At 59.9% G+C, this 25237-nt stretch carries 24 protein-coding genes and 2 tRNA genes; 15 read left to right on the forward strand and 11 right to left on the reverse strand.

The window, feature by feature from the left end; translation table 11 throughout:
• Window positions 1–287: 287 nt before the first annotated feature.
• Together GWQ22_RS05300 and trpS are read left to right on the forward strand one after the other, a co-directional pair.
• Window positions 288–722 (forward strand): universal stress protein, encoded by a 435-nt coding sequence (locus tag GWQ22_RS05300; protein ID WP_042035619.1) that lies wholly within the window; start codon window positions 288–290, stop codon window positions 720–722.
• Between the two features lie 192 nt (window positions 723–914).
• Window positions 915–1928 (forward strand): tryptophan--tRNA ligase, encoded by a 1014-nt coding sequence (gene trpS, locus GWQ22_RS05305; RefSeq protein WP_275929670.1) that lies wholly within the window; start codon window positions 915–917, stop codon window positions 1926–1928.
• Here trpS and GWQ22_RS05310 read toward each other — a convergent pair.
• Complete coding sequence (locus tag GWQ22_RS05310; RefSeq protein WP_275929671.1) at window positions 1907–2866, reverse strand: LysR family transcriptional regulator; 960 nt, start codon at window positions 2864–2866, stop codon at window positions 1907–1909. The two genes, trpS and GWQ22_RS05310, sit on opposite strands and share 22 nt — an antisense overlap.
• 91 nt (window positions 2867–2957) lie before the next feature.
• Here GWQ22_RS05310 and GWQ22_RS05315 point away from each other — a divergent pair, with 91 nt between their 5' ends.
• Together GWQ22_RS05315 and GWQ22_RS05320 are read left to right on the forward strand one after the other, a co-directional pair.
• Window positions 2958–3857, forward strand: a complete 900-nt coding sequence (locus tag GWQ22_RS05315) for an EamA family transporter (protein ID WP_042035616.1) — start codon at window positions 2958–2960, stop codon at window positions 3855–3857.
• Window positions 3842–4003: a hypothetical protein gene (locus GWQ22_RS05320; RefSeq protein WP_157013301.1), complete on the forward strand. Its 162-nt coding sequence runs from the start codon at window positions 3842–3844 to the stop codon at window positions 4001–4003. The genes GWQ22_RS05315 and GWQ22_RS05320 overlap by 16 nt, the downstream gene beginning before the upstream one ends.
• 124 nt (window positions 4004–4127) lie before the next feature.
• On the opposite strand, the gene GWQ22_RS05325 is transcribed toward GWQ22_RS05320, so the two are convergent.
• Complete coding sequence (locus GWQ22_RS05325; protein WP_275929672.1) at window positions 4128–4589, reverse strand: DUF6314 family protein; 462 nt, start codon at window positions 4587–4589, stop codon at window positions 4128–4130.
• 39 nt (window positions 4590–4628) lie between these two features.
• On the opposite strand from GWQ22_RS05325, the gene GWQ22_RS05330 reads away from it, so the two are divergent.
• Window positions 4629–5483 (forward strand): carboxylate/amino acid/amine transporter, encoded by an 855-nt coding sequence (locus GWQ22_RS05330; RefSeq protein WP_275929673.1) that lies wholly within the window; start codon window positions 4629–4631, stop codon window positions 5481–5483.
• On the opposite strand, the gene GWQ22_RS05335 is transcribed toward GWQ22_RS05330, so the two are convergent.
• Together GWQ22_RS05335 and GWQ22_RS05340 are read right to left on the reverse strand one after the other, a co-directional pair.
• Window positions 5480–6343, reverse strand: a complete 864-nt coding sequence (locus tag GWQ22_RS05335) for a diguanylate cyclase (protein WP_275929674.1) — start codon at window positions 6341–6343, stop codon at window positions 5480–5482. The two genes, GWQ22_RS05330 and GWQ22_RS05335, sit on opposite strands and share 4 nt — an antisense overlap.
• Before the next feature lie 70 nt (window positions 6344–6413).
• A complete protein-coding gene (locus tag GWQ22_RS05340; RefSeq protein WP_275929675.1) occupies window positions 6414–7127 on the reverse strand; it encodes a 3-deoxy-D-manno-octulosonic acid kinase in 714 nt (237 codons plus the stop codon).
• 173 nt (window positions 7128–7300) lie between these two features.
• Between GWQ22_RS05340 and GWQ22_RS05345 the strand changes: the two genes are divergently transcribed.
• The 8 genes from GWQ22_RS05345 to GWQ22_RS05380 all read left to right on the forward strand — a co-directional run bounded on the left by GWQ22_RS05345 (window position 7301) and on the right by GWQ22_RS05380 (window position 15380).
• Window positions 7301–8368, forward strand: a complete 1068-nt coding sequence (locus tag GWQ22_RS05345) for a glycosyltransferase family 9 protein (protein WP_275929676.1) — start codon at window positions 7301–7303, stop codon at window positions 8366–8368.
• Between the two features lie 299 nt (window positions 8369–8667).
• Window positions 8668–9294: a guanylate kinase gene (gmk, locus tag GWQ22_RS05350; protein ID WP_275929677.1), complete on the forward strand. Its 627-nt coding sequence runs from the start codon at window positions 8668–8670 to the stop codon at window positions 9292–9294.
• A 79-nt stretch (window positions 9295–9373) separates the two neighbouring features.
• The gene (gene rpoZ, locus GWQ22_RS05355) at window positions 9374–9649 is read left to right on the forward strand and encodes a DNA-directed RNA polymerase subunit omega (RefSeq protein WP_005307060.1); all 276 of its coding nucleotides are present in this window, start codon (window positions 9374–9376) and stop codon (window positions 9647–9649) included.
• Window positions 9650–9775: 126 nt separating this feature from the next.
• Entirely contained in the window at window positions 9776–11893 is a 2118-nt protein-coding gene (gene spoT, locus GWQ22_RS05360; protein WP_042035607.1) for a bifunctional GTP diphosphokinase/guanosine-3',5'-bis pyrophosphate 3'-pyrophosphohydrolase, read from the forward strand.
• A 150-nt stretch (window positions 11894–12043) separates the two neighbouring features.
• Complete coding sequence (trmH, locus tag GWQ22_RS05365) at window positions 12044–12775, forward strand: tRNA (guanosine(18)-2'-O)-methyltransferase TrmH (protein ID WP_275929678.1); 732 nt, start codon at window positions 12044–12046, stop codon at window positions 12773–12775.
• On the forward strand, window positions 12775–13440 hold the full coding sequence (locus GWQ22_RS05370; protein WP_275929679.1) for a CatB-related O-acetyltransferase: 666 nt from the start codon (window positions 12775–12777) through the stop codon (window positions 13438–13440). Before trmH ends, GWQ22_RS05370 begins: the two co-directional genes overlap by 1 nt.
• Entirely contained in the window at window positions 13437–14477 is a 1041-nt protein-coding gene (locus GWQ22_RS05375) for an alpha/beta fold hydrolase (protein WP_275929680.1), read from the forward strand. The genes GWQ22_RS05370 and GWQ22_RS05375 overlap by 4 nt, the downstream gene beginning before the upstream one ends.
• A 90-nt stretch (window positions 14478–14567) precedes the next feature.
• Window positions 14568–15380, forward strand: coding sequence for a Cof-type HAD-IIB family hydrolase (locus GWQ22_RS05380; RefSeq protein WP_275929711.1), 813 nt, complete (start codon window positions 14568–14570; stop codon window positions 15378–15380).
• A 59-nt stretch (window positions 15381–15439) separates the two neighbouring features.
• Here GWQ22_RS05380 and GWQ22_RS05385 read toward each other — a convergent pair whose 3' ends face one another.
• The 4 genes from GWQ22_RS05385 to GWQ22_RS05400 form a co-directional block, all read right to left on the reverse strand.
• Window positions 15440–15754 carry a hypothetical protein gene (locus GWQ22_RS05385; protein ID WP_212514604.1) on the reverse strand — a complete coding sequence of 105 codons (315 nt, stop codon included), beginning with the start codon at window positions 15752–15754 and terminating at the stop codon, window positions 15440–15442.
• A gap of 335 nt (window positions 15755–16089) precedes the next feature.
• Window positions 16090–17367 carry a sigma-54 dependent transcriptional regulator gene (locus GWQ22_RS05390; RefSeq protein WP_212514605.1) on the reverse strand — a complete coding sequence of 426 codons (1278 nt, stop codon included), beginning with the start codon at window positions 17365–17367 and terminating at the stop codon, window positions 16090–16092.
• Entirely contained in the window at window positions 17351–19804 is a 2454-nt protein-coding gene (locus tag GWQ22_RS05395) for an ATP-binding protein (RefSeq protein WP_275929681.1), read from the reverse strand. The genes GWQ22_RS05390 and GWQ22_RS05395 overlap by 17 nt, the downstream gene beginning before the upstream one ends.
• On the reverse strand, window positions 19801–21060 hold the full coding sequence (locus GWQ22_RS05400) for an ABC transporter substrate-binding protein (RefSeq protein ID WP_345893623.1): 1260 nt from the start codon (window positions 21058–21060) through the stop codon (window positions 19801–19803). The genes GWQ22_RS05395 and GWQ22_RS05400 overlap by 4 nt, the downstream gene beginning before the upstream one ends.
• Before the next feature lie 314 nt (window positions 21061–21374).
• Between GWQ22_RS05400 and GWQ22_RS05405 the strand changes: the two genes are divergently transcribed.
• Together GWQ22_RS05405 and pyk are read left to right on the forward strand one after the other, a co-directional pair.
• The gene (locus GWQ22_RS05405) at window positions 21375–22712 is read left to right on the forward strand and encodes an MFS transporter (RefSeq protein ID WP_042037103.1); all 1338 of its coding nucleotides are present in this window, start codon (window positions 21375–21377) and stop codon (window positions 22710–22712) included.
• Between the two features lie 67 nt (window positions 22713–22779).
• Window positions 22780–24258: a pyruvate kinase gene (gene pyk / locus GWQ22_RS05410; RefSeq protein ID WP_275929683.1), complete on the forward strand. Its 1479-nt coding sequence runs from the start codon at window positions 22780–22782 to the stop codon at window positions 24256–24258.
• Window positions 24259–24286: 28 nt separating this feature from the next.
• Here pyk and GWQ22_RS05415 read toward each other — a convergent pair whose 3' ends face one another.
• The 3 genes from GWQ22_RS05415 to GWQ22_RS05425 form a co-directional block, all read right to left on the reverse strand.
• On the reverse strand, window positions 24287–24799 hold the full coding sequence (locus GWQ22_RS05415) for an RICIN domain-containing protein (RefSeq protein ID WP_275929684.1): 513 nt from the start codon (window positions 24797–24799) through the stop codon (window positions 24287–24289).
• 186 nt (window positions 24800–24985) lie between these two features.
• A tRNA-Pro gene (locus tag GWQ22_RS05420) sits at window positions 24986–25062 on the reverse strand.
• 75 nt (window positions 25063–25137) lie between these two features.
• Window positions 25138–25223: transfer RNA gene (locus tag GWQ22_RS05425), tRNA-Leu, on the reverse strand.
• Window positions 25224–25237: the final 14 nt, after the last annotated feature.

A 25237-nucleotide genomic window follows, 5' to 3' on the forward strand; every position in this document is an offset into this window, starting at 1 on the left:
AAAAACAAGAGGGAGCGCGAGGCTCCCCAAAGCGGTATTCAGATGCTTTTTGTTGTTTTGTGTTCATTGCGAAGCACGGGCACATCCTATGCCCGTCACCCCTTGCGGGCAAGCCGACGGGTGTGACCTGCTTCAAACTCCTGTTCGATATGTAGACGATTTTTCGTCTGCGACTGAAAGAGAGCCCCATAAGAAACTCTTTTAAATCCCGAAACTGTGCCGCATACACCATTTTAGTTTCATCAGACATTGGTATAGTGGACTCAGGATCAGTGAGGAGAACTCCCATGAATGGAACCTATTACCAACACATACTGGCCGCGATCGACCTGTCGGAAGACAACCGCAAGGTGATCGACAAGGCGGTGGACAGAGCCCGATCCAACGGCGCCAAGCTGTCGGTTATCCATGTCGATGTGGACCTCAAGGATCTCTACACCGAGATGATCGATATCGACATCGACAACGTGCAGGATCAGGTGATCGCCGAAGCGAAAGAGAAGCTGGAGGCATTTCTGGCCTCGGTGGACTACCCCATCGAGAAGAAGCTGGTGATCTGCGGCGATCTGAGCGAGCGGGTCAATCAGGCGGTCAAGGAGTACGAGATCGACCTGCTGGTGTGCGGCCATCGCCAGAGTTTCTGGAGTCTGCTCACCTCCAGCGCCCGTCAGCTGATGAATACAGTGCCGTGCGATCTGCTGGTCGTCCCCTTGCAGAAGTGATGAAACCGGCGTAGTTTGATTTGCTATGAACATGACCACATTCAATCACAACTACTGGTGGTGCTGCTCCTAAACAGGCGGCACCGCGTTTCTATTCTAGATTTCCCAAAGAAAACACCGTGACCGCCGAGAGGCGGTCAACTGTTTTTATCCCTTTGTCGCCTCCCGGCTCACCCAACTGGAGAGAGTGACATGCACAACCCCGTTATCCTGACTGGCGATCGTCCCACCGGCAAACTGCACATAGGCCACTATGTCGGTTCCCTGCGTCAGCGCGTCGAAGCCCAGCACCACTTCCGTCAATTCGTGATGATCGCCGACTTGCAGGCGCTGACCGACAACGGCCACAACCCGGCCAAGGTGACCGACAACGTGCTGGAGGTGATGGCCGACTATCTGGCGGTAGGCCTCGACCCGGCCAAGACCACCTTCTGTTTGCAGAGCGCCCTGCCCGCCCTCGCCGAACTCACCTGCTACTACCTCAATCTGGTCAGCGTCGCCCGGCTGGAGCGCAATCCCACCGTCAAGGCGGAGATCCAGCAGAAGGGGTTCGAGCGCACGCTGCCGGCCGGTTTCCTGGTCTATCCGGTCAGTCAGGCTGCCGACATCACAGCCTTTCGTGCCAGCCACGTGCCGGTAGGGGAAGATCAGCTGCCGATGCTGGAGCAGACCAACGAGATCGTGCGCCGCTTCAATACCCTGGTGGGCAAAGAGGTGCTGACCGAGTGCCAGCCGATCCTGAGCGACACCGGCCGCCTGCCCGGCATCGACGGCAAGGCCAAGATGTCCAAATCCCTCGGCAACACCATCGAACTCGGCATGTCGGCAGAAGAGGTCAAACAGGCAGTGTTCGCCATGTATACCGACCCCAACCACCTCAAGGTGAGCGATCCGGGTCAGGTGGAGGGGAATACAGTGTTCGCCTATCTGGATGCCTTCCACCCCGACAAGGCGCTGGTGGCCGAGATGAAGGCGCACTATCAGCGCGGCGGACTGGGCGACATGCGCTGTAAACAGGTGCTCAACGACTGCCTGCAGACCCTGCTCGCGCCGATGCGGGAGCGCCGTGCCGCAGCCATCGCCGACAAGAAGATGCTGCTGGCACTGCTCTATCAGGGCACCGAGCAGGCCCGCGTCATCACAGATGAGGTGTTGGCGGAGGTGAAAAACGCCATGGGGCTGGACTACTTCGCCAGCATCCGCTGAGCAGGCGTACCGAGCGCATCGTCGCCGTAAAGGTCGAACACCAGCTGGTGCAACAGGCTCTTGAACCAGCCGATCGCCTCATCGTGGGCGGTGAGCGGGTGCCCTGCCATCAGGTAGATGATGGGGATGGCGGGGTCGAGCTGGTGCATCCGCAGCGGATAGTAACGGCAGAAGTGGCGCCCGATCATTTCGGGCACCACCACCAGATAGCGGCCGGTTGCCATCAACGGCGGCACCGCCATAAAACTCGGCAAGCGCACCCCCAGCTCCCGCTCCACCCCGAAGCGAGCCAGCCAGAGCTCCACCATCGCCTGACTGTGCCCCCAACTGGAGGTGTGGATATGGGGACGGCTCACCAGCTCGACCGGGGTCAGCACATCGGGCAATTCGCTACCAAGCGGCGACAGGCACACCAGCGGGTTGTTGAACCACTCCTCCCGCCACAAGCGGGGTGAGAGGTGATTCGCCCCGGCAAACCCGATCACCAGATCCAGCTCCCCCTTCTCCAGCTCCCGCTCGTAGTTGTTGTCTGCCAGCTCGCACACCTCAAGCCGACATTGAGGGGCCTGCCGATAGAGCCTGTCCACCAGCACTGGCACCAGCCCGTGCTCCACCGAGCCCGGGGTGGCGATACGGAAAATTCGCCGCGCGGTGGCGGGATCAAACCCCTTGGCCTGCCGCAATCCCTGCTCCAGCATCGCCAATGCCTGGCGCACCGGTCCGGCCAGCGCCTTGGCCCGCTCGGTCGGCATCATCTCGCGTCGACTCATCACAAACAGCGGATCATCCAGCGCCACCCGCAGCCGACCCAGGGCATGACTGACGGTGGATTGGGAGAGATGCAGCCGATCGGCGGCATGGGTGACGTTGCGCTCCTGCATCAGCATGTCGAACACGGCGAGCAGGTTAAGGTCAAGACGGGCGAGTGAGCTATCCATCTATATTCGCCATAGTGAAATGCCAACAATTCATTTTTACCATAGTAACAGATTACCTAGAATGCGCTGGCTTAATACATCGGAGATTACAATGCGTAGCTATTTGTTATTGCTGGCCATTGGCCTGCTCTGGGGTTCCCAGTTCATTTTCATGCACCAGGCTGTTGCCGAGTTGCCCCCCATTCTGGTGGCTGCGGGTCGCGCCCTGTGCGGCAGCCTGACCCTGGGTCTGCTCTGCCTGTTCATGCGTCTCAAGAGTGAGCACACCCCGTGGCGGACCTATATGCTGATTGCCCTGCTGGATGCCACTATCCCCTTCATCATGGTTGCCTGGGGCCAACAGTATGTGGATAGCGCCATCGCCGCCGTGGTCATGGGTTGTATCCCGTTTGTGACCATTCTGGCTGCACCTCTGTTTATTTCTGGTGAAAGAATCACCAAAGCCGGTCTGCTCTCGGTGATCATCGGCTTTGCCGGTGTGCTTACCCTGTTCTGGCCGAAACTCGCTCAGGGCATGAACGCCGGCCTGCTCGGTGCCGTCGCCATCCTGTTCGGTGCCAGCTGCTTTGCCATCGGCCTGTTGATGATCAAGCGCTTCGCCAAGGATCACCCTGTGGTCGTTGCCCGCAACATCCTGGTCTCCTCGGCAGCCCAGTTGCTGCTGGTCGCACCCTTCATGGTTGACCTCGGCAGCCTGACCATGCCGAGCAGCCAGGCCCTGAGCGCGATTACCGTGCTGGGTACTCTCTGTACCGGTCTGGTCTACTTCCTCTATATGGCGCTGATCCAGAAGGCTGGCCCGACGTTCGCCTCCTTCAGCAACTATCTGGTGCCGCTGTTTGGCGTGATGCTGGGTGCCCTGTTCCTTGGCGAGCAGATCCACTCCACTACCGGTGTGGCACTGGCCCTGATCCTCGGCTCAGTCGCCATGAACCAGTGGGCGCAACAGCGTCGCATGCAGCGCGAGGTCTCCCTATGTCAGGCATCCTGACCACACTGTGCGGTGGTCTGGTACTGATCGCCAGCTGGCAATATCGCCAGCGCCTGGCCGGGATCATGGGCCTGCTGATGGTACTGCTGCCCTGGTTCTTCGACAGCAAGCTGCAAGCCATGCTGAGCTATGCCCTGCATGCCTGAAGTCCATCTCTGAATGTGTGACGAGAGTGTATCTCTCCTGTTTTTGGGACCGTTTTAAAAAACCTCCGATTTGTCCCCTGCTACCGGCGCTCTGCGCCGGTTTTTTTATATCTGCCAGCCAGCGTCAGACCAGATAGCGATAACTGAGCCGCTCGTTCTTGCGCGGGCCGGTGATCTGCCAGCCGAGCAGAAAGCCGCCGTCGATCTCGGTCAGCTCGGCGCTGTAGTGGTCCGCCCCGCACAGATGCGGCTCGGCGGTCAGCCAGCGGCCATCCCCTTGCGGCAACAGCTCGAACAGTTCGACCGGCGCTTCATAACGCAAATGAGCGAGGCGGATCCCCCGCGCACTGCGTTGCCACCAGAAGCGATTGTGCATGGCGAGTTCCCTTCCATGGGGTGTGGTGTAACGGCCCTGCTCGCTAAACAGCCAGCCACCCTGATGATCGGTCACCTGCACACTCCCCTCGCCCCGACCATTCCAGTCGGTCGCCGACCCCTCGCCATTGCTGGCGGTGAAGCTAAATGCTCCGACCTGTGGCAATCGCGCCCATAAACGCTGGATTGCCGCTTCCATCTCGGCCATCATAGCTCCCTTAAAATTGACAACTGACGATAAATCAATCACATGAACTACTTGATAGGGGTCACCCTGCTCTGGTCATTCTCCTTCAGCCTGATCGGGGTCTACCTCGCTGGCCAGGTGGATGCCTACTTCTCGGTGCTGACCCGCATCGCCCTCGCCAGTCTGGTGTTTCTCCCCTTCCTGCGCCGCCGCTGGCTGCGCCCCGATCTGGTGGCCAAGCTGATGACGCTCGGCGCCATCCAGCTCGGCATTATGTATCTCTTCTACTACCACTCCTTCCTGCTGCTGACGGTGCCGGAAGTGCTGGTGTTCACCATCTTCACCCCCATTTACGTCACCCTGCTCCACGATCTGCTGGAGGGGCGCTTCAAGCCCACCTATCTGTGGGGCGCCCTGCTGGCGGTGCTGGGAGCGGCCGTCATCCGCTTCGACGGGCTGACCGAAAGCTATGTGCTGGGATTTTTGGTGGTGCAGGGGGCCAACCTCTGTTTCGCGCTCGGTCAGGTGGGCTACAAGGTACTGCTGGCGCGGGAGGCGGAGCAACCGCCACAGCGGGCAGTGTTCGGCTGCTTCTATCTGGGGGCCCTGGTCATCGCCCTGCCCGCCTGGTGGCTGCTGGGCAAGCCGCAATACCCGACCAGCGGCTTGCAGTGGGGTATTCTGCTATGGCTGGGGATAGGCGCTTCCGGCCTGGGTTACTTCCTGTGGAACAAGGGCGCCACCAGGGTCAGCAGCGGTGTGCTGGCCATCATGAACAACGCCCTTATCCCGGCGGGGCTGCTGGTCAACCTGCTGCTCTGGGGCAAGGATACCGATCTGACCCGGCTGACCATCGGCGGCCTGCTGATGCTGGCCTCGCTCTGGATTTGCCAGCGCGCCAACGCGAGCAAGCATTAACCAACGACGGTATTGTGCTCCCGTCTGGCCTGACCGTGACAGCTGGCCAGACGGGCCAGCAGGTGGTCGAGCTGCTCACCGCTCTGGCTCTGCACCAGCCCTATGCTGACGGTCACCGGCCGCTGCGGCAACAGGCTGGCATCGGCGATCTCGAGGCGCAGCCGCTCGGCAATCTCCAGGCCACTCAGCCGATCTGTCTGGGAGAGCATCAGGATGAAGCCATCCTGGTCCCAACGGGCGAAGGGATCTTCCCGCTGCCGCTCGTGGCGTACTATGCGCACCAGCTTGGCCAGCATGGCATCACAGGCGGCCTCGCCAAACAGCTGCAGTATCTTGGCGCTGTGGTCCACGGTGAACTGCAGCAGGCTGAAGCTGCCACTCTCGGTCGCCAGCCGCTCGTCGAGCAGTTGTTCGAAGTGACTGCGGCTCTCCAGTCCGGTGAGGGGATCCATGCCGTGGCGCTCCTCCACGATCACGGCCAGCGGGTCGAGTTGGCGCACCACCCCCAGCACCTGACCGAGCAGATCGCGCTGGGCCCGCTCTTCCAACCGCACGTAGTGACCATGGTGATGCAGGATGCGGTATTCGAGCCGGATCTGGGCCAGTCGCCCACTCTGGCAGGCACCAAGCGCATCCTGCAGTGCGGCCACATCGTCGGGATGTACCCGTTCCAGCCAGCCGAGATCGTCCAGCCCGGTCTCATCCAATCCCAGCAGGCGCAGGCAGGAGATATCCCGCTGTACCCCCTGTTGCGGGCTCCAGCGCCAAAGTCCCGCCGCCAGCAGTGCCATGGCATCTGCCATCAGCGCCAGATCAAACCGGGTGATTGTGTCCCTCAGGGGAGCCTTGGGCGTGTCCATCGAGCGCCTCGAAACCGAATCGGAATACCTGCTCAATAAGTAACATTGGCTCTCGCGGCGAGCAACTGGGTCAGCTCGCTTTTCCTTGATAGCCCTTCATCAAGGCCTGCCAGTTTTCCGGCACGAAGTGGAAACTGGTATGCAATTGGGACTCTTTGGTGAAAGAGCGCAGCAGCCGCTCCAGGTTGGCCTGCTGCCAGCTACCGGACGAGCGGATCGCCCCCTTGTCAAAATCGATGACCCACACCTTGCCCTCCTTGTCGAGCAGCAGGTTGTGACTGTTGAGATCCGCATGGTAGACACCGGCATCGTGCAGCTGGCGCACCGTCTGGCCGACCTTGTGCCACACCTCGCCGGCGATCGGTCCCTGCTTGAGCAGCGCCACCAGATCCTTGGCGCCGCGAATGCGCTCGATCAGGATATCGGCCCGATAGAAGGGGCCCTGCTTGGCCATGCGGGCCGCAAACGGGCGCGGCACCGGCAAGCCCTGCTCGCTCAATTTGGCCAGCAGACTGTATTCGGCCATGGCACGACTGCTCTCTACCCCCTCGAACCAGAAGCGATCCCGCACCACCTTGCCCACCATGCCGCCACGATAGTAGTGACGTAGCACCAGGTGACGGGATTCATCCTTCACGAACCAGGTCACCCCGCGACCGATGGAGAAACCCACTACCTGGCGATGGGTCTGCCACCAGGCCGGATCAAACAGCTCGGGAGAAGGGTCACGAAAAACCCCTTCGGCGTACCAGCAGATCTGGTTGTGTTCGGTCTGTATTCGCATCTTGGTGATCCCGGTCGGTCAGTGATCGCAATGGTTCGATTCACGATAAAGCGGCTTGTCAGCACGAACCCGTGCTCCTTGTAAGGATCACGGCCAGTACCGGCGGCCAGTTGCGCGCAATTTTACAATCCACAGGGGAGTTTGCATAATGCCATCCATCCATTTTTCCACCATTGCGCCACATCATGCCGCTGTTCCCAACGCCGCCCTCTTCTATCTGCATACTGCGGCTCTCCGCCATCGGGGATTGCTGCCACGCGCTGGCACTGGTGCGCGTCATCCAGCGGGCCTGGCCCCAGACCCGCATCACCTGGATCACCGGCAAAATCGAAGCGACCCTGTTTGCCGACTTGCCTGGGGTGGAGGTGATCGCCTTCGACAAAAGCAAGGGTTGGCGCGGCTACCGCGATCTCTGGCAGACCCTCAAGGGGCGCAGGTTCGATGCCCTGCTTCACCTGCAAGCTGCCATGCGCGCCAGCATTGCCACGCTCGGTATCAAGGCCAGGATCAAACTCGGCTTCGACAAGGAGCGCGCCAACGACGGTCAGTGGCTGTTCACCAACCACAGGGTGCCATCCCCCGCGTCGCCCCATGTGCTTGACGGCTTTCTCGCCTTCGCCAAAGAGCTCGGCATTCAGGATCTGACCCCGGACTGGCAGTTGCCCATCAGCCCTGAACATCAGGCATGGGCAAAGGAGAAGATTGGCGGCAAACCGACGCTGCTCATCTGCGCCGCCGCCAGCAAGGCATTCAAGAACTGGACGGCCGAAGGTTATGCTGCGCTGGCAGATCATGCCGCCAACAAGGGCTTTCAGGTCTATCTGTGCGGCGGCCCAGCCAAGCTCGAGCGGGATCTGGCCGCCGACATACAGCGACTGAGCCAGCGAAAATCAGTGGATCTGGTGGGGCAGACCAACCTCAAGCAACTGCTGGCGCTGATTGGCGAAGCGAGTCTGGTGCTGGCCCCGGATACAGGCCCCACCCACATGGCAACCTTGGTGGGCACACCGGTGATCGGCCTCTACGCCCATCACAATCCGGCCCGCACCGGCCCCTATCTATGCCGCGACTACGTGGTCAGCGTCTATCAGGAGCTGATCGAACAGGAAACCGGCAAGCCGCTGGCCGATCTGAGCTGGCGTACCCGCCTCAAGGACCCAGAGGCCATGAGCAAGATCACGAGTGAACAGGTCATCGCCGCGTTCGATCGGCTCTGCGCCGATCGCCATCTGCCAGGCTGAGCAGCAACTCGGGAATTCCGAGCCATCAGGCAGGGATAACCTGATGGCCTCTGCCCGCCCCCAAAGGCACAATGTGGACTGATGTGGGTTACGCTCCCGCAGCAAGCTACGAAGACTTTGATTGGCTGGAATATGATTCCGGCCGTTTTTTTATCCGCCGCCTTCTGTTAAAATTCGCCGCCTTTACATCCCCCTGATCCAAGAATTTTCCGCGTTTTGCGTTGGGCTGTCTCCCTTTCGGGCACAAGACGGCAGCCTCTGCTACAACCAAAACACGGGTTTCGATTAAAGGTAATCACATGGCGCAACAAGGCACTCTCTATATCATCTCCTCCCCGAGCGGGGCAGGTAAATCCAGCCTGCTCAATGCCTTGCTGGCCAAACATAACGTAGCAGGCAAGATGCAACTGTCGGTCTCCCACACGACTCGTGCCATGCGCCCGGGCGAAGAGGACGGGGTGCACTACCACTTCGTGCCGGTGGAGACATTCAAGGCGCTGATCGCGCGCGGTGACTTTCTGGAGTGGGCCGAAGTGTTCGGCAACTACTACGGCACCTCCCGCGCCGCCATCGAGGTCTGTCTGGCCAAAGGGATCGACGTCTTCCTCGACATCGACTGGCAGGGCGCCCGCCAGATCCGCGAGCAGATGCCGACCAAGTCCATCTTCATCCTGCCTCCCAGCCGTGCCGAACTGGAACAGCGCCTGATCGGTCGTGGTCAGGACAGCAGCGACGTGATCGCCGGCCGGATGGCGAAAGCCATTGCCGAAATGGTGCACTACGACGAGTATGACTATGTCATTATCAACGAAGACTTTGAGCTGGCACTGTTCCAGCTCAGGGCCATTATTGAGTGCCAACGGCTGGAAATGCATCAGCAACAGCAGGCCCAACAAAACTTGCTGCAACAGCTACTGGCAGAATAGGCCAAAAACAAGTAAACTTTTGCGTCATTTTTAAACACCGCTTTTCTAAACACAGAAAGCCCAAACACTGGAGTCCTGCATGGCACGCGTTACTGTAGAAGATGCTGTAAAACAGGTAGGTAACCGTTTTGACCTGGTGCTGGTCGCCGCCCGCCGCGCCCGCCAAATCGCGGTTCAAGGCAAAGATCCCCTGGTTGACGAAGAGAACGACAAGCCGACCGTGATCGCCCTGCGCGAGATCGAACTGGGTCTGGTGAACAATCAGGTGATGGACACCCAGGACCGCTACGAGCAGCAAGAGCAGGAAGCCGCCGAGTTGGCTGCCGTTGCTGCCATCGCCGAAGGCCGCGGTTAAGTCAGTTATTTCTCATAGTCGGCGCCCGCCCGGGTGCCGACTGTTCTTCCCATTTACAACCGCTCGCAAACTCGGGACTATACCCTCTATTCCACGGATTGCCGTTTAACCGCTGCGGGGACTGTCTTGTATTTATTTGAAAATCTTAAAGAAATAGCCAGTTCCTACCTGCCACCAGAGCAGGTTGAGAAGCTCAAGCAAGCCTATGTGGTGGCCCGTGATGCCCACCAGGGACAAATGCGCTCCAGTGGCGAACCCTATATCACCCACCCCGTTGCCGTTGCCCGCATTCTCGGCGACATGCGACTCGATCACGAAACGCTGATGGCTGCCGTGCTGCACGACGTCATCGAAGATACCCCCGTGACCAAGGCCGACCTGGCCGAACTGTTTGGCGATGCCGTCGCCGAGCTGGTAGCGGGCGTTTCCAAGCTCGACAAGCTGAAATTTCGCGATCGCAAAGAGGCTCAGGCCGAAAACTTCCGCAAGATGGTGATGGCCATGACCCAGGATATCCGGGTCATCCTGATCAAGCTGGCCGACCGCACGCACAATATGCGCACCCTGGGTTCACTGCGGCCCGACAAACGCCGCCGCATCGCCCGTGAAACCCTCGAAATCTTCGCCCCCATCGCCAACCGCCTCGGTATTCATACCATGAAGAACGAGCTGGAAGAGCTGGGCTTCGAAGCGCTCTATCCCATGCGCTCCCGCGTGTTACGAGAGTCGGTGCGCCGTGCCCGTGGCAACCGCCGCGAAATCATCGACTCCATCCAGAGCGAGATCGAGGGCCGCCTGCGAGATGCCGGTATCGACTCCCAGGTCAGCGGCCGCGAGAAGAACCTGTTCTCCATCTACAACAAGATGGAGAAAAAAGAGCTGCAATTTCATGAGGTAATGGATATCTACGCCTTTCGCGTCAGGGTGAAGGACATAGATACCTGTTACCGGGTGCTGGGGCAGATGCACAGCCTCTACAAGCCACGCCCCGGTCGCTTCAAGGATTACATCGCCATTCCCAAGACCAACGGCTACCAGTCACTGCACACCTCACTGGTGGGACCGCACGGGGTGCCGGTCGAGGTACAGGTCCGCACCGAGTTCATGGATCAGATGGCCGACAAGGGGGTTGCCGCCCACTGGGCCTACAAGCAGGATGGCGACAGCTCGGGCACCACAGCCCAGATCCGCGCCCAGCGCTGGATGCAGAGCCTGCTGGAGCTGCAACAGAGCGCCGGCAGCTCGTTTGAATTCATCGAAGGGGTCAAGACCGACCTCTTCCCGGACGAGATCTACGTCTTCACCCCGGAAGGCCGCATCATGGAGCTGCCCACGGGCGCCACGCCGGTGGACTTCGCCTACACGGTGCACACCGACATCGGTCATGCCTGCGTTGGCTCGCGGGTCGATCGCCACCCCTATCCGCTGAGCAGCCCGCTGCATTCGGGTCAGACGGTGGAGATCATCACGGCGCCAGGGGCTCGCCCCAACGCGGCCTGGCTCAATTTCGTAGTGACTACCAAGGCCCGTTCCAAGATCCGCCAGTTCCTCAAGAACCTGCGTACCGAAGAGTCGGTGGTGCTGGGTCGCCGCCTGCTCAACCATGCGCTCGGCGTCAAGAACATCGAAGATATTCCGGAGCCGCGCATCAAGCAGGTGCTGACCGACACCAAGCATGAGAATCTGCAGGGCTTGCTGGCCGACGTGGGTCTGGGCAATGCCATGAGCGTCATGGTAGCGCGTCGCATGCTGGGGGATGAACTGCCGCCGGAAGAGCAGCCCAAGTCCAGCAGCAAGAAGATGCCTATCAAGGGTGCCGACGGCATGCTGGTCACCTTCGCCAACTGCTGCCGCCCGATCCCGGGGGATGCCATCATTGCCCACATCAGCCCGGGCAAGGGGTTGGTGATCCACCAGGAAGCCTGCCGCAACATCAAGGGCTACAGCCGCGAACCGGACAAATACCTGCCGGTACAGTGGGAGGTGGACAAGGATCAGGAGCAGGAATTCCGCACCGGTATCAGCATAGAGATAGTCAACCATCAGGGAGCGCTGGCCGAGCTGGCCAACGTGATTGCCGCCACCGGCGCCAACATTCACGCCATCAGCACCGAAGAGAAGGATGGCCGTGTCTATCTGGTCACCCTGCTCATCACCACCAAGAGCCGTATCCACCTGGCCAACATCATGCGAAAGATCCGTGTGATGCCCAACGTGCTCAAGGTGAACCGACAGAAGAACTGAATACAGGCGGCGCAAGCCGCCTGCTGCGTTATAGAGACACGCCATGATCACCGAACGCCTCAAGCCAAACCGCACCATTCTGACCCAGCGTCAGCCCGACCCGCTTGCTGCGTACTCCTGGCACACCCGACTCACCCAATAGAAACTGATATGACTCCTGAACGCTTTAAACGGATTTCCGACATGCTGGCTCAGCGCCAGCTCGACTTGACCGTCTGCATGGAAGAGGTCCACAAGCCTCACAATCTGGCTGCCATCGTGCGCACCGCCGATGCCATCGGCATCCACAAGGTGCATGCCGTCTGGCCCAAGAGCTGGATCCACAAACGCAAGGGCACGGCACGCGGCAGCCAAAACTGGGTAGATGTGAAACTGCACCCGGATATAGGCACTGCCGTGGCCGAGCTGAAAGCCACCGGCATGCAGATCCTGGCAACCCATCTCTCAGAGAGCTCGGTGGACTTTCGCACCATAGACTACACCCGTCCCACCGCCATCCTGGTGGGCCAGGAGAAGCACGGCATAGGGGAAGCGGCGCTGGCGCTGGCCGATCACCATATCGTCATCCCCATGGTAGGCATGGTGCAGTCTCTCAACGTCTCCGTGGCCGCCGCCGCCATCCTGTATGAAGCACAGCGCCAGCGCGAGTTGGCCGGCTGCTATCAGCGCGGCTGCCCGCTCGACCTTGAGGAGCAGAACAGCATATTGTTCGAGGGGGGCTACCCCATCTATGCCCAGCTCTGTAAAGAAAAAGAGATGCCCTATCCCCAGCTTGGTCCGGCCGGCGAAATCCTGGCAGACGAGGCTTGGTGGCAACAGATGCAACTGACACGCAAGGGTTGGGCCGCACAGCAAGAGGAATCCGAGTGGCAGGAGGAGTGATGGAAAATCCGTTTGGCAGCTGGCTGGAATCCCAAGTCATACGGGATCACCTGACCAACCCCAATATTGAGGCTGGCGACTACAGCTACTACTCCGGCTACTACCACGGCAAGCCGTTCGAAGACCACTGCGTACGCTATTTGCTGGGTGATGGCTCAACCCGGACCAGCTGGGAGAGCGGCCAGTGGGGTGAGGTAGTAGACCGTCTCATCATAGGCAAGTTCTGCTCCATCGCCTCGGGCGCTACCTTCATGCTGGCAGGCAATCAGGGCCACCGGCTGGACTGGGCCTCCACCTTTCCCTTCGACGCCACCCGTTTCGGCGATGACGTACACGACGGCTTCCGGCGCAAGGGAGATACCCGGGTTGGCAACGACGTCTGGATAGGCTCGGAAGCCATGATCATGCCCGGCATCACCATAGGTGATGGCGCCGTCATCGCCACTCGAGCCGTGGTCACCAAAGACGTTGCCCCCTACACCATAGTGGGTGGCAATCCGGCCAGACCGATCCGTCGCCGCTTCAACGATGAGCAAGTCTCCATGCTGCAAGCCATGCAGTGGTGGGACTGGCCCTTGCCCCGCCTGCAAGCAGCCATGTCCTTGCTCTGCTCGGGCGATATCCCAGCCCTCTACCAGCATTGGCAACAGGAGTGCGCATCATGAACCGGTTATCTTCTGCCCTGTTGACCCTGACCCTGTTTTCTGCCGGAGCCCTTGCCGTGACCGCCCCCTATCAACTGACTCCCGAAGCCGATGTGCCCACCCTCTATCAGCAAACCCTGCCCGACTTCTGGCGCGAGCACGCCGTCGAAGGGGAATTCAAGGGCAAGGATGACGTCACCATCCGCTATGCCACCCTGCGCCAGGCCAAGGTCGATCGCGCCATCCTGATCGTCAATGGCCGGACCGAGAGCTATCTCAAGTATCAGGAGCTGGCCTGGGATCTGTGGCGTCAGGGCTACAGCCTCTATCTCATCGATCACCGTGGTCAGGGCATGTCCGATCGCCTGCTGGACAACCCGGAGAAAGGACATGTCGACCAGTTCGACGACTATGTACTGGATCTGAAGCAATTTCACGACCAGGTCATAATGGCAGACCAGCCCGCCAAGCTGTTCCTGCTGGCCCACTCCATGGGTGGCGCCATCTCGGCGATCTATCTGGAACGCTGGCCGGATGACATCAAGGCCGCCGTACTCTCCTCCCCCATGATGGGCATCAACCTCAGCGGCCTGCCCAAGTGGCTGGCCCAAGGGCTGGCAGCCAGCATAGACAAGGTCGGCAACTGGCTGGGCGAACCGCCCTATGGCCCGGGTCAGGGCAGCTACCAGCCCCGCGAATTTGCCGGGAATAGCCTGAGCCACAGCAAGCCACGCTATCAGGCATTTCGCGAGCTCTACGAGCAACACCCGCAGATCAAGCTGGGTGGGGTGACGGCCCACTGGATCCGCGAGGGGATAGCCGCCGGCGACAGCGCCATCGCCGCAGCCGATCACATCAAAACGCCACTGCTGCTGCTGCAGGCGGGGGAAGACAGTGTGGTGGACAATGCCGCGCAGGATGCTTTCTGCACCCGGGCTCGGTGTGAAGGGGGCAAGCCGCTGCGGATAGAGGGCGCCTGGCACGAGCTGTTCATGGAGGCCGATCCCCTGCGTCAGGCGGCGCTGAACGCCACCCTGGCCTTCTTCGATCGCTTCTGACACGGGTTATTTTTTGGATCCCTAAATAAATGGGGTGACGCAAAACGCTGGGGTACACTGCCCCTGCGTTCAATTGATGCCGAGGTAATGATGTTCAAGGTAGTTGTATCCGATCTCGATGGCACCCTGCTAAACAAGCAGCACCAGATCTCCCCCCGCACCCGTGAAACCCTGCACCGTCTGGTGGAACAGGGGATCAAGTTCGTGGTGGCCACAGGCCGACACCATGTGGACGTGCGCAGCATTCGCGACACGCTCGGTCTGGACATCTACCTCATCACCTCCAACGGGGCCGTGGTGCACGACAAGCAGGATCAGCTCATCTTCAATCAGGCGCTGCCAGCTACCGTGGCCGCCGAGTTGATCGCGCTGGAGCGCGACCCCTCTATTCACCTCAACGTCTACTATGACGACGAGTGGCTAGTGGAAGAGGAGGAGCCCTGGTTTTTGCAATTCCATGACGAATCCGGTTTCACCTACCGCCTGACCGACCTCGCCACACACCCGATGGACAAGGTCAACAAGGTGTTTTACATCGGCGACCACGAGAAGCTGCTGCAGATCGAGGACCAGCTCAATCAGCATTATGGTGATCGACTCAACGTCACCTTCTCCCTGCCGGACTGTCTCGAGGTGATGCACGCCGGGGTGCACAAGGGTAATGCCTTGCGCGCCGTGCTTGAACAGAACGGGCTGGAGATGTCCCAGGCCATCGCCTTCGGGGATGGCATGAATGACTTCGAGATGCTGAGCATGGTGGGCCGTGGCGTGGTGATGGGCAACGCCCACGATCGCCTCAAACTGGCCCTGGCAGACCACGAACAGACCCTGAGCTCGGATGAAGATGGCGTCGCCGTCTATCTGGAGCAACTGTTCGACATCAGTACCACAGGCGAAGCCTGATCCCTGCCGTCATGGATACCGCCTGTGGGTGGTATCCATGACGTTCCGACCTTTCGCTCCTAACGTTGGAAGCAGTGGTCGCACGCCCTGCACCGATATTGCCGTGAAATCTGGCGATCAATGGTGCGGCCGAGCCATAACCCCAGCCCTCCTCCAGTTGCGCCCCCCAACAGGGCCCCCCCCAGAGCACCGGCAATGGCGCCAATGGGCACGCCTATCCCTCCCAGGGTTACCCCCATGCCAGCACCAACCTTGGCGAAAGTAGCTGCACAGGCATAACCACCAGCAGCACCACATCCCATGGCGCAGGCCCGCCCCACCCGCTCATCCAATGCCTTCTCAACCCCTTCTTTCAGACACCTTGGACATCTCATGATGTACCCCTTCGCCGACACAATAGAATCCGCTGTTCACGCCCTGAACAAGTTTCGCTCTTATCTGTATCGGCCGCACTCGATAATGTACCGGTAATAACTCAAATTTTGACGGTTCCAGCCCGACTTTGAAACCCTCATATGAATCTCGCCAAAACGTCACACCCGTTGCACCGAGCAACGTCAGCACCGAGCTCAACCACCATCTGAGCGTCGTCGCGGGCTATGACAGCGCCATGCTGGAGAACCTGGAGATCATTCGCCAGACCGGTGGCCCGCTGGGGCCCAGGGCCAGTAACTGGCCACCACTGTGCCGCGATTCAAACGCTGACCGTTCAGCTGGCGGGCTTGAACTGCTCCTTGTCGAGATTGTGTTTCTTCATTCGCAGATAGAGCTTCTTGCGCGGGATCCCGAGGTAGTGGGCGGCCTCGGTCACCCGACCGGAGAACAGGAACAGGGTATCTTCGATCACCCGCCGTTCAAACTCTTCCACCAGATCGTCCAGCGGCTCCTTGGCGCTGGCCAGCGGCATCGCCCGCTCAACGCCCGCCAGCTTGACGATACCCACCGCATAGAGCTCGGCCACGTTCCGGAGCTCGCGCAAATTGCCGGGCCACTGATGCCGCTTGAGCGTCTCCAGATAGGCGCGGTCCACCGCTGGCACGGGCTGGCCAATCCGTTTGCAGCCCTGACGCAGAAAGGCCCGAAACAGGGGGATGATGTCGCAACTGCGTTCGACCAGCCGAGGCAACTTGAGCCTCACCTGAGAGAGGAAGTAGTAAAGCTCCGGCATCAACTGGTGTCGTTCCACCAGCCCCTCCGGCGACTCGTCAAACAGCGCTATGGTACGCAGGGACTTGTTCCCCTTGCGCTCCTGATCCAGCAGATGATTACCCAGCCAGCGCTGGCACTCGGCCGTGAGTCTGGCGGGAGACTGCAACACCAGGGTACCCTGCTCCACGAGAGCCAGACTGGCCTGTATCTCGGCCAGCGAGCCTGCCGACACGCAATCATGTAGATGGCATGGCTGTGCCTTGCGCGCGCTGATCCTGTGCAGCAACAGGGCCAGCGTGTGCCGGCCAGAGCCGGCAGGCCCCTCCAGCATCAGATCCTTGTCGGTCTGTGCCAACTGGCTGATCTGGTTGCGAATGGCCACTATCTGCGGGCTGGTACCAATCAGCTCGTCATCGACTGCCGCCTGGATCTCGCTGCGGCGCGCCAGAGTGGCGCTGCGCTGATGGCAGGCTCGCTCCAACAGGGCCAGCAAGGCATGAGGGTTGAGCGGTTTCTCCAGAAAATCGAATGCACCCTGCTTCACCGCTCGCACCGCCAGGGGAATATCGCCGTGACCCGTGATCATGATGACCGGGATCTCGGTGTCTATCTCCTGTACCCGGGTCAGCAGATCCATACCGTTCATGGCGGGCATGTAGATATCGGATACCACCACGCCAGGCCATTGGGCAGTGAGCAGGGTCAATGCCTCGTGGGCCGAGGCGGTGGCTCTGGGGTGATAACCGGAGAGCCGCAACAGGTGGCAATAAGACTCCAGCACGTCCTCATCGTCATCCACCAACAAGACGTTGGCCGGGCGGCTACGGGGTAACAACATCGACAGACCTCTCCTCGTTCATGTGCTCATCAGAGACTGGGTTCCCGGATGGGCAGAGTACACGGATCCCGCTGAACTCCAGGATCACCATGGCGCCACCCGTCAGGGCCGAGCCTAGCAAGATCCCGGCGTCACAACGGGCCAGCAGGGAGCGACAGATGGTCAGCCCCAGTCCCAATCCCACCTCCTTGGACGTGGTGAAGGGAGTAAACAATCTGGGCAAGATGGCCTCACCGAAGCCGGCACCGCTGTCGGCGATGGCAATCTTGAGCTGACTGCCACCCTGCTCCAGCAGCAACAGGCGGATCTCGCGGGTTGCCAACCCGGCGATGGCATCCATCCCGTTCACCAACAGATTGACCAGCACCTGCTCCACCAACACGGGATCGGCCTCGATCCAGAGCCCGGTGGGCAGCTCGTTCCTCAGGATGCAACCATCCCGTCTGGCCCTCGTCTCTAGCAGCAACAGAGCCTGTTCGGCCACCTCACCCAGATCGAGCCGGATGCGGGTCTCTTCGGTCGGCGACTTGCGCGCAAAATTGCGCAGCGCCGTAATAATGCGACTCATACGCTGGCTAAGTTTCTCTATTTTGCCAAGGTCTTCGCCCAGCGTCTCGAACTGCCCGGCATCGAGCGCAGCCCGACTGGTGTAGAGATAGGTCATCATCGCCGACAGGGGTTGGTTGAGTTCATGGGCCAGACTGGTCATCGCCTGCCCCACCACCGCCATCTTGGCGGCCTGGATCAACTCATCCTGGGTCTGCAGCAGGTTGCGCTGGGCATGCTGCCGCTGCACCACCTCTGCTGCCAGCAGATGGTTGTTCTCGGTCAGCTCTCGGGTACGATCCTCCACCAGTTGCGCCAACTCCCTGGCGGTCAGCTCCTGGCGGGTCACATCCGTGATGGTGATGATAAATCTGTGTCCCCGCCCCTGTTCGAAGCGACGCAGATTGAAGTGCAGGAAACGAGGCTTGCCCTCCCGCTCGCTGGCAACCGTGCACTCGCTATGACCGAGCTGATACAGCGGCTGTCCCGGCAGGAACTGGCTGGCCAGCACAGTCCTGGCTTCTTCGGGAACAGCCTGCCACAGCGGCTGATCCGGTTTGATGGTCGTCTGCTGGAACAGGGTCAGCGCACTCGGGTTGACCGACTCAATGGTGCCATCGGGATGACAAGTGATGAGACAGGCCTGGGTATTGTTGATGAGGTTCAGGGCGTTGGCCCGTTCCATCTGCTGCAACTGTTGACAGAAATGGCGCAGGCTCTCCCCCAGCTGGCCGATCTCGTCCCGCCCGCTGGTTCTGACCGGCAGATCCATCTTGCCCGCCGCAACCCGTGCCAGATCCTGCCCCAGCACATCGAGCCGCCCGATCAGGCGACGACCGATCAGCACCACCAACACAAAGATGCTGAGCAAGATGGCGAGCGCAAGTACCACCAGAATCACCAGTTTGCCGGTCGCCACCATCTGGCTGCTGTTGTGCCCCAGCTTACTGAGAGAACGGTTTGCCTCGCTCACCGTCAGGCTCACCCGCTGGTGATAGCGCGATACGGCATCATCCAGCTGGGGCCGCAGAGCCGCCAGCCGCTGGTGAGTCAAGGCATCCGCCTGCAGCAGCTGGTTCAGCTGACCATCCGGCTTCACCAGGGTCACTATATCCTGCAGGATCTGGCGATAGCTGACGGTCGAGGGGTACTCTGCCAGGCGGGAAGTCAGCTCATCTATTTCGTCAATCTTGTAACCGATGAACAGAAACGCGCTTTCCAGATCCTGTTCATACCGCTGGGTAATGACCTCGTTGACCAGCGCCTGCAACTCGTTTTCCTTGAACGTCAGATCCTGCAGGGCGGAAAACTCCTTGATGACACTGCCAAACTCGCCCATGTCATCCGAGCTGGCCACCATGCTGGTCAGATGCCACTCCACTTCCTGCAGCAGGGGGACGACGTCGTCCACCAGATCCTGATGCCGCCAGTTGCTGCGCTTTTGCAGCTGCTGCAGGGTTTCGAAGTGATCGATCTGCTGCTCTAGATAGGCGGCATGCTCCGCCACCAGCGCGCTCAATTCATCGAACGCATGCCGCTGCGACGGCGTCTCCTGATCTCCCGGCGTGCCCAGCAGATAGGCATTCTGGATGTCCCGCAGGGTGGAGGAAACCGACCTGGAGAGCCGCTGGTACTGCACCGGATCCCGGGTGTCTCGCAACTGGGCCAGCAGCAACAACAAGCGGGAACTGGCGCGTTCCAGCTGATAGGCGCTACCGATGGCGGGCAGGCTCTCCTCGACAATCAGGTTGACCTGCTGTCCCAGCCGCTCCCATACCATGTAAGCGGCCATCCCCATGATCCCGGTCAGGGTCGTGATGGCCACAAAGGCGAGGATGAGCCGACGCCCCAGACTGCTCGGCATGCGCAAGCTGCGCCCCAGCCGGCTCATGGCTTGACCGCCTGCTCTACCAGCCGTTGTGCCTCGTTCAGTCGCCCCTCCATCACCTGACGCCACTGGTGCATCACCCGCTCTGCCTGCGGATTTCCCTGCTCTCGATCGTACATGCCATCGAACAACGCGAGCAGCGCCGGGTCCTGCGCCTGCTGTTCGTTCAGGGGGGGCATGCTGGCCTTGCGGCGCGCCTGCTCCAGCAGTTTGATCCGCCAGGGTTCCTGCTGGGTATCCGCTCCGTTAATCCCCTGCCAGGTCATTTTTAGCCTGGGCATCTGCTGGATAATGGTCTGTTCGAACAGCGCCTTGAGCAGGCCAGCTCGCCGATACAACAGCGCCTTGTCGGTAACATAACGGGTCTGCCTGGCCAGCGCCGGCTGACTCAGTGTGGCCTTGGCCATGCCGGGAGTCCCTATGATGGCCTGCCCCCTGGCTGACAACAGATATTGGATGAACAGGGCCCCGTTGACCGGATTGGCACTGCTGCGGGTCACCCCCAGATAGGTCGGCAGGATCACGGAGTCCGGCATGATGTTGAAACCGACGTGATCGAAGCGGACCTGGCTGTTGAAGGCATAGCTGTCGATCACCAGTCCGGCGCCGGCCAGCCCGCGCGTGATGCCATCGCTCACCCCGAAACTGCGCGCAGTGATGGCCGACAGGTTGCTGCCGAGTCGCATCAACAGGGCCCAACCCTGCTCCCAGCCATACTGCTGCAGGACGCTCTCCACCATCATGTGGGTCGTACCGGATTGGGAGGGGGAGCTCATCATGACGTGCCCCATGAAAACCGGTGACGCCAGCTGCTGCCAGGTGGTGGGCAGGGGCAACTGATATTTGGTCAAATAGCGGCGGTTATACATGATACCGCTGCTGGAATATCCGACGACCGCCACTTTATTACTTAATCCCAGGGTATGCGGATTCAGCCAGTCTGGGGGAATAGTGGCGTTCGACAAGGGGGCCAGCAAACCCGCCTTATCCAGCGTGTTAAAAAAAGTCGGCGACGATGACATGATAATATCAACGGGAGGCGCATCCGCCTCCGTTAATAATCGCAAGGATGGAGTGGTACGCCGATAAATAACCTCGACCCGGATTTCCGGATATTGTTCGGAAAAACCGTCGATCACCGCCCTGACCGGCGTCTCCGAGAAGGAGGTAAGCACGGTCAATGACGCGGCCTGAATGGATCTGAATGGCAACATCACCACGACCAAGCAGAGGGGAAGCAGTCGGCAAAATAGTGGCATAGGGTGTCTATCGGCTCGCTATCAATGTCAGATTATGTGCTGCACATCTAATATTCGGCACATGATAATATTTTATTAAATGGGGGGGTGAGCCAGTTCTGACTCATATCGCCCTGTCGGGATCACTATTGTTATTCATTGAATATCGATAGGACAGTCTGAATATGTCACTTTTGACTCATGACCCCCTTATGGTTGAGTCAGAGTTGACCCATATCTGACATTTTGCCGCCTGAAATTCTCCCTTCATATGATGGCAACCGCTATCAGAACTTCCTCTGAAACCATGCTGCCACATATAAACGGAGAACGACATGTTCAACTTTTTCAAGACGCGAGCAGACTTGCCGGTCATGGATGCCTCGCCCGATAAAATCCGCTCCATTTACCGCAAGTACCAGTGGCAGGTTTTCCTGGGACTGGTGCTGGGTTATGCCATGTTTTACGTGGTCAGAATGAGTCTTAACGTTGTCAAGAAACCCCTGCTGGATGCCGGCATAGTGACGCTGGAGGAACTGGGGGTCATAGGCTCCGCCTTCCTGTTCACCTACGCCGTCGGCAAGTTCTCCAATGGCTTCCTCTCCGATTACGCCAACATAGGCCGCTTCATGTCGGTCTCCCTGGGACTGTCATCCATCTGTACCATCCTGATGGGTATGAACACCGCGACCTTCTTTCTGGTACTGATGTGGGGTCTGAATGGCTGGTTCCAATCCGTTGGCTCGGCGCCTTCCTGCGTCTCCATCTTCCAGTGGTTCTCACCCAAGCAACGGGGTTCCGTCTATTCGATATGGGGTGGATCACGCAACATAGGGGAAGGTATCTCCTGGATCCTGACCGCCACCGTCGTCAGCTACTTCGGTTGGCAAGCAGGTTTTATCGGGGCAGGTATTGCCTCTCTGATTGCGGCTCTGTGCATGTTCCTGGTACTGAAGGATCGCCCACAGACTTATGCCCTGCCGGAGCCAGCTGTCGCCTTTGGTGAGCAGGCCGAAATCGCCAAGAAAGTGGAGCCGGCCGAGATCCGCCGCGCCCAGCTGTTCATCCTTAAGCAGCCCACCGTCTGGCTCATCGCCGCAGCCTGCGCCTGCATGTACATGTCCCGCTACGCCATGAGCTCCTGGGCCGTGCTCTACCTGCAAGAACAGAAAGGTTACAGCCTGATCGATGCCGGTTTCGCCATGTCGGCCTACCCCATCGCCGGCTTCCTCGGTGCCATCCTGGCCGGGGTTATCTCTGACAAGATCTTCAACGCCAACCGCCACATCCCGACTCTGCTGTACGGTCTGGCCAACATAGCCGGCATGTGCCTGATGTTCTGGGGCCCGCAGAGCCGCATGATGGACGCGGTAGCCCTCGCCCTGATCGGTTTTGCTATCGGTGGTCTGGTGGTGTTCCTGGCCGGCCTGACCGCCTGTGACCTGATGCCCAAAACGGCCGTGGGCGCCGTGAAGGGATTCATCGGCCTCTGTTCCTACATCGCCGCCTCCGGCCAAGAGCTGGTCTCCTCCGCGCTGATCAAGACCAGCGTGATCGATGGCGTAACCCACTATGACTTCAGCAGTGCCCAGTACTTCTGGCTGGGAGCCTCGGTGGTCTCCATGCTGCTAGCGCTGACAGTGTGGAACGCCAAGAAAGTTGTCAACTACTGATACATGCCCAAGAAAAGGGTGGTCTGGTGACCACCCTTTTACTTTGTTGTCACAACAGGAGAACCCCATGCGCAAGACCAAAATCATCGCCACCCTGGGCCCGTCAAGCTCCTCCGCCACCATGGTGGAGCAGCTGATCCTGGCGGGAGCCAACGTCTTTAGGCTGAACTTTTCCCACGGCAGTCCGGCGCAGCACCTGGCACTGGCAGCACTGATCCGTACCACGGCGGCGCGCCTCAATACCCACATCGGCATTCTCGTGGATCTGCAGGGCCCCAAGATCCGCATAGCCAGCTTCACCGCGGGCAGCATCCAGCTGCAGGCGGGAGAATCCTTCGTGCTCGATGCCGAGCTCAATGACAGGCAGGGCGACCAATATCGGGTCGGGATCGACTACCCGGCACTGGTGAACGAGGTGTACCCGGGTAATATCCTGCTGTTGGACGATGGCCGTATCCAGCTCAGGGTGGAACAGATCGAGGGGATGCACATCACGACCCGCGTGCTGGTAGGCGGCATATTGTCGAATCGCAAAGGCATCAATGTGCTGGGCGGCGGCCTCAGCGCCCCGGCGCTGACCGCCAAGGACAGGGAAGATATCCTGACTGCCCGTCAACTCGACGCCGACTTCGTGGCCATCTCGTTCCCCCGCTGTGCCGCCGATCTCGACGAGGCCAGGGCACTCATTCGTGCCACCGGCAGCAAGGCAGCCATCGTCGCCAAGGTCGAGCGGGCAGAGGTGGTCGCCTCGGTCGAGGCCATGGACGAGATCATCCACGCCGCCGACATCATCATGGTGGCCCGTGGCGATCTGGGGGTGGAGATCGGGGATGCCAGACTGCCCGGCGTACAAAAGAAGCTGATCAAGCGCTGCCGCGCGCTCGGTCGCCCCGTCATCACAGCGACCCAGATGCTGGAGTCGATGATCGGCAGCCCCATGCCCACCCGGGCCGAAGTACTGGATGTGGCCAACGCGGTCATGGATGGGACGGATGCGGTGATGTTGTCGGCCGAGTCGGCGGCTGGGCTCTATCCGGTAGCAGCGGTCGAGGCCATGGCCCGCATCGCACTGGGAGCCGAACAGGAGATGGAGCCCATACCACCACGCTGGCGCAGGGGCACCAGCCAGACAGATCAGTCCGGCCACTGTATGGCACTGGCCGCCATGACCTCCGCCTTCAGCCAGGACAGCGCCTGTGGTATCGCCGTACTGACCCGCCGGGGAGATGCGGTCATCGCCATCTCCCGGGGCGGTCTCAACAACCCTATCTGGGCACTGTCAGACAACGGCCAGCTGCTCAATCAAATGGCGATTTTGCGCGGCGTCAGGCCGATCCACTATCTGGATAGCGACCCCCAGCACCATCACAGCCAGCTGATAGACACATTGCACCGGGCCGATCAGCTGAAGGGGATCCACTCCCTGCTGATCAGTCGCCTCGACTCGCTCGAGGGGTCTGGCCATGAGGATGTCTGTCGCCTGGTGCCATTGCCCGTTACGATACACCGGCCAGAACACCCCATCACTGCCGCTCATTCACACTGAGGGGAGCCACTCTTCTACCTCAAAAGCCTCACCAGATGAGGCTTTTGAGGTTCAGCTGATCCAGAACACTTGTTTCACTCTTCCATTCGAAGCTCTGGTTGGCGCCGCCGTAACACTCCGCCAGCCGCAGCGGTATGCCGGGCTTGTGACGGCGCCCGGCGACGTCCAGACATAGCTCGACCTTGCTGTTGAACAGGCGATCCGCCTGCCACTGCCATTGACGACTCTCGTCCTGACACTCCGTCATGACGAGATCATTCCCCTCTTTGGCCACCAGACAACGCTGCTGGAGCTGCAAGGCGCCGGCATCCCAGCTGAACTGCTGGCGGGCAGTCTGGTCGCAAGACTGGGTGATCAGTTGATCCCGGGTATTTAATGCCACGCAGAAACCACCGCTGGTCACCAGGGTGGAGGGGGCATTGGCAGCCTGTCTGGGCACGGCGCCCATCAGGATCTCATCCTGCTTGGGTTTGAACGAACAACCGCAGAGGGTCACGACAACAAGCGCCAGCGTGCTGACGCGAACGAGATTAGGGTGCATATGACATGTTGGCCTGAAATGTGTTCAATGATGCCCACTTGCTGTGGGTCTGTGGCCCAGCATACCCGAAGCCGCGGCGAGAAAGTGCCAACAGAAGTGTAAACAGACGTGACAAGAAGTAACGAAAGGAGAGGTGGCAAACGCCAGAAAGCGAAAAACCCCGCCTAAGCGAGGTTTTTCTGAATATGGTCGGTGATAAAGGATTCGAACCTTTGACCCTCTGGTCCCAAACCAGATGCGCTACCGGGCTGCGCTAATCACCGAGACAATTTTCTTTACTTAAGTACTCTAAAGCACAAAGACAATCACCTTTGATCATCCTCGTCATACAGCAAGTATGGTGCGAAGAGAGGGACTCGAACCCTCACACCCGGGGGGCACTAACACCTGAAGCTAGCGCGTCTACCAATTCCGCCACCTTCGCATACCTGACAAGCT

It is taken from the genome of Aeromonas sp. 1HA1 (assembly GCF_029237385.1).
GTDB classification, from domain to species: Bacteria; Pseudomonadota; Gammaproteobacteria; order Enterobacterales; family Aeromonadaceae; genus Aeromonas; species Aeromonas popoffii.